The 3809-nt window shown below is 49.3% G+C and carries 5 protein-coding genes; 3 read left to right on the top strand and 2 right to left on the bottom strand.

Going from position 1 to position 3809, the window contains the following annotated elements; genetic code table 11:
• Positions 1-140: 140 nt before the first annotated feature.
• Positions 141-782, top strand: coding sequence for a ribosome biogenesis GTP-binding protein YihA/YsxC (gene yihA, locus ACTHUE_RS12770; protein ID WP_036492739.1), 642 nt, complete (start codon positions 141-143; stop codon positions 780-782).
• 344 nt (positions 783-1126) lie between these two features.
• Positions 1127-1588: a PepSY domain-containing protein gene (locus ACTHUE_RS12765; protein WP_224783388.1), complete on the top strand. Its 462-nt coding sequence runs from the start codon at positions 1127-1129 to the stop codon at positions 1586-1588.
• A gap of 104 nt (positions 1589-1692) precedes the next feature.
• Here the strand turns inward: ACTHUE_RS12765 and ACTHUE_RS12760 are convergent, their stop codons facing one another.
• Positions 1693-1911, bottom strand: a complete 219-nt coding sequence (locus ACTHUE_RS12760) for a hypothetical protein (protein WP_049328316.1) — start codon at positions 1909-1911, stop codon at positions 1693-1695.
• Entirely contained in the window at positions 1889-2122 is a 234-nt protein-coding gene (locus ACTHUE_RS12755) for an RNA-binding S4 domain-containing protein (RefSeq protein WP_002221492.1), read from the bottom strand. The genes ACTHUE_RS12760 and ACTHUE_RS12755 overlap by 23 nt, the downstream gene beginning before the upstream one ends.
• A 165-nt stretch (positions 2123-2287) precedes the next feature.
• On the opposite strand from ACTHUE_RS12755, the gene dnaE reads away from it, so the two are divergent.
• The coding region (gene dnaE / locus ACTHUE_RS12750) for a DNA polymerase III subunit alpha (RefSeq protein WP_440423641.1) at positions 2288-3809 on the top strand (1522 nt) is incomplete at its 3' end.

The raw sequence follows: 3809 nt of genomic DNA, 5'->3' as shown, positions 1-3809 counted from the left end.
TTAAAACCGATAATTCTATAAACGTGCTATTCTATACCAAGTTTACATTAAATTACTACTCAAATTACCAAACTGCTGCAACATAAATGCCCGATACAAATTATGATGTTGCAGTTTTGTTTCCATGCAAGGAAATACTGATGAACCTTTTTCAAAATGCTAAATTCTTTACAACGGTCAACCATCTGAAAGACCTGCCCGACACGCCGGCCGAGATTGCCTTTGTCGGCCGAAGCAATGCCGGAAAATCCAGCGCCATCAATACTTTAACCAATCATGTGCGCCTTGCCTACGTTTCCAAAACACCGGGCCGCACCCAACACATCAATTTCTTTGAACTGGAAAACGGCAATTTCATGGTCGATTTGCCCGGCTACGGCTACGCGCAAGTACCGGAGGCTATTCGTGCGCACTGGGTCAAACTCTTGGGCGACTACCTGCAACAACGCCGCCAACTGATCGGCCTGATTTTGATTATGGACTCGCGCCATCCGCTCAAGGCTTTAGACATTCAAATGCTGGACTTCTTCCACATCACCGGCCGCCCTGTGCATATCCTGCTGTCAAAAGCAGACAAGCTGTCTAAAAACGACCAGATTAAAACTTTGGCGGCGGTAAAAAAATCACTCAAACCCTACACCGACCGTCAAAAAATCAGCGTTCAACTGTTCTCCAGCCTGAAAAAACAAGGCATGGACGAAGTCAATCAAGTGGTCGGCTCATGGTTTGACGCGCATCGCGAAGAAATCGAGAATCTTGCAGGCGAAACATCGCCTGAATGATTGTAAAACAAGGCGGAATAAGATGAGTTGACCAACCGCAAATCTTATTCCATCATTTGTTTTCTCACCATCGCGTTTACCATTTAATTCGGGGGCATGTCTCACACATGCCTTTTTTTCATCACGCTTTTTTGTTTTCACACGCAAACCACAATCTCCGCCAAATATGCCATCACAACATATCAGCAAGACCGTCTGAAAGAGCGGCTTCGTTCTCCATCATTATTAAAGTGTTAATTTTAGTATTGCAACCAATTACACATCTTAGCATTTTGCTCATATTCAGCTAATTGTTGAGGCATAGAATGCATTCATCGTTCAACAACACAGTAGGAAAGAAAATCATGAAACGCATTAATGCTTTTATTTCAAAAAAACTCATCATTGCCGGTATTATTGCTTCAAGTTTGGGCGTTGCCGGTGCTGCGGGTGCCGTGGCTTTTAAAGAAGGCATGTTTGCGCAGGTTTCCGGTCAGCAAGCGGCAGCAACGGCAGTGGCGCAAGTTGGCGGCGTGGCCAAAGATGTTGATTATAAATACAAACAGCATTTGGGTGGCCGTTATAAGGTGGAAATTTTAAAAGACGGGGTCGAATATGAGGCTCTGGTTGATGCTCAAAGCGGCAAAGTATTGGCGGTAGCGCAAGATAACGATCAAGACAAACGACACTTTGATAAGTATGATAAGCATCATAAACATGACAATGCTGAGCCCTCTTCATCGCAAAATACAGATTATCAGGCTCCTGCCGATGCTGCACCTGGCACACCTGAAAATGCAACCGCTTCCGAGGTAACAAAATCTTAATTTATTTAAACTTTAAAAAAGCCAATGCCGTCTGAAACTTTCAGACAACATTGGCTTTAATGCAGCATTGTTTGAAACACAGCTCCTATCAAGCCCAATCGTTTTCAGACGGCCTTTGCCTCATCTTCGCCATCAGTCCAACCCGCTTCTTTCAATTTCCGCTGTTGCGCATCATATCTGGCTTTTTCCGCCCAATACATTGTCTGGATACAGGCATCGCCGCACTCGCTGCCGCAACATTCCCATGACTCGGGGCGGACAGGTTCGTCTAAAAGCGACTCGCCCAAGATGGCTTCGGCTTTATTCTTCAGGGTCGTATCCATCGGCGATTTCCAAGCGCGCACCGTCAAACTCAATCACTTCGCCGCCGCGTATTTTGGCAGTTTTACGGGTTTCGGTTTCGCCGTTGCGCAACACCAGCCCTTCGGCGATAAATGCTTTTGCCTGTCCGCCGCTTTCGGCAAGGCCGGCCAGTTTCAATAAGTCGCACAACGCGATGTATTCGTTGTCTTCAAGATAGACTGTTGCTTCCATCATTTAATCCTTTTCAATAATGGCGATATTTTAACATGGCCGTCTGAAAGAAAGCCCCCTTCTGTTTTATTTGCTTTATCCAACCTCATTACATTTGGTTTTCAGACGGCCTTTCGCTGCCAACCCTGCTACAATACGCCTTTTATTGTTCACGCCGATTTTGCCATGACCGAGCCGACCTATATCCCCCTGCGCCTGCATACCGAATTCTCGATTACTGACGGTATGGTGCGGATTAAAAAACTGATTGCCAAAGCGCAGGAATACGGTTTGCCTGCTTTGGGCATCAGCGATTTGATGAACGAATTCGGTTTGGTGAAATTCTATAAAGCCTGCCGCGGCGCAGGGATTAAGCCCATCGGCGCGGCGGATGTGTGGATAGGTAATCCGAATGCGCCTGACAAGCCGTTTCGCGCCATGCTGATTATCCGCAACGATGCGGGTTATCTGCGCTTGAGCGAGCTTTTGACGGAGGCCTATGTCGGCAAAGACCGCAATATCCATCATGCGGAACTCAATCCCGAATGGCTGGAAAACGGCGACAACAGCGGCTTGATTTGTTTGAGCGGCGCGCATTACGGCGAAGTGGGCGTGAATCTCTTAAACGGCAATGAAGACGCGGCGCGTGCGGCGGCGTTGAAATACGCGGCGTGGTTTCCCGATGCGTTTTATTTAGAGCTGCAACGCCTGCCCGAACGCCCTGAATGGGAGGCTTGTGTTTCCGGCAGCGTGAAGCTGACGGAGGAACTGGGTTTGCCGGTGGTAGCGACGCATCCGACGCAGTTTATGAGCCGCGACGATTTCAACGCGCACGAGGCGCGGGTGTGCATCGCGGGCGGCTGGGTGCTGACGGACAAGAAACGTCCGCGCGATTTCACGCCAAGCCAGTTTTTCATTCCGCCGGAAACCATGGCCGAACGTTTCGCCGATTTACCCGAGGCCTTGGAAAACACGGTGGAAATTGCCAAACGCTGTAATCTACACATCACATTGGGCAAAAACTTCCTGCCGCTCTTCCCTACTCCGGACGGCCTGTCGCTGGACGATTATTTGGTGAAGCTGTCCAACGAGGGCTTGCATGAACGTATGGTTCAGCTTTATCCCGACGAGGCAGAGCGTGCGGCAAAAATGCCGGAATATCAGGAACGGCTGGATTTTGAGTTGAACATCATCATCCAGATGAAATTCCCCGGCTATTTCCTTATCGTACAAGACTTTATCAACTGGGCGAAAACGCACGGCTGTCCGGTAGGGCCGGGACGCGGTTCGGGCGCTGGCTCGCTGGTGGCGTATTCGCTGAAGATTACCGACCTTGACCCGCTGAAATACGCGCTGCTGTTCGAGCGTTTCTTGAACCCTGAACGCGTCTCCATGCCTGACTTTGACGTCGACTTCTGTCAGGCAAACCGTGGCCGCGTGATTGAATATGTGCGCGAAAAATACGGCGCGGATGCGGTAAGCCAGATTGTTACCTTCGGCACGATGTCGTCCAAAGCGGTGATTCGCGACGTCGGACGCGTGCTGGAACTGCCGTTTATGCTGTGCGACAAACTGTCCAAACTGATTCCGTTGGAAGCCAACAAACCCCTGAGTTTGGAAAAAGCCATGGAGGCCGAGCCGCAGATTCAGGAATTGATTGAAGCGGAAGAAGCGGACGAACTGATTACGCTGGCGAAAAAGCTGGAAG

The organism is Neisseria sp. P0021.S005 (assembly GCF_051956955.1).
This window is presented reverse-complemented; position numbering and strand designations above follow the sequence as displayed.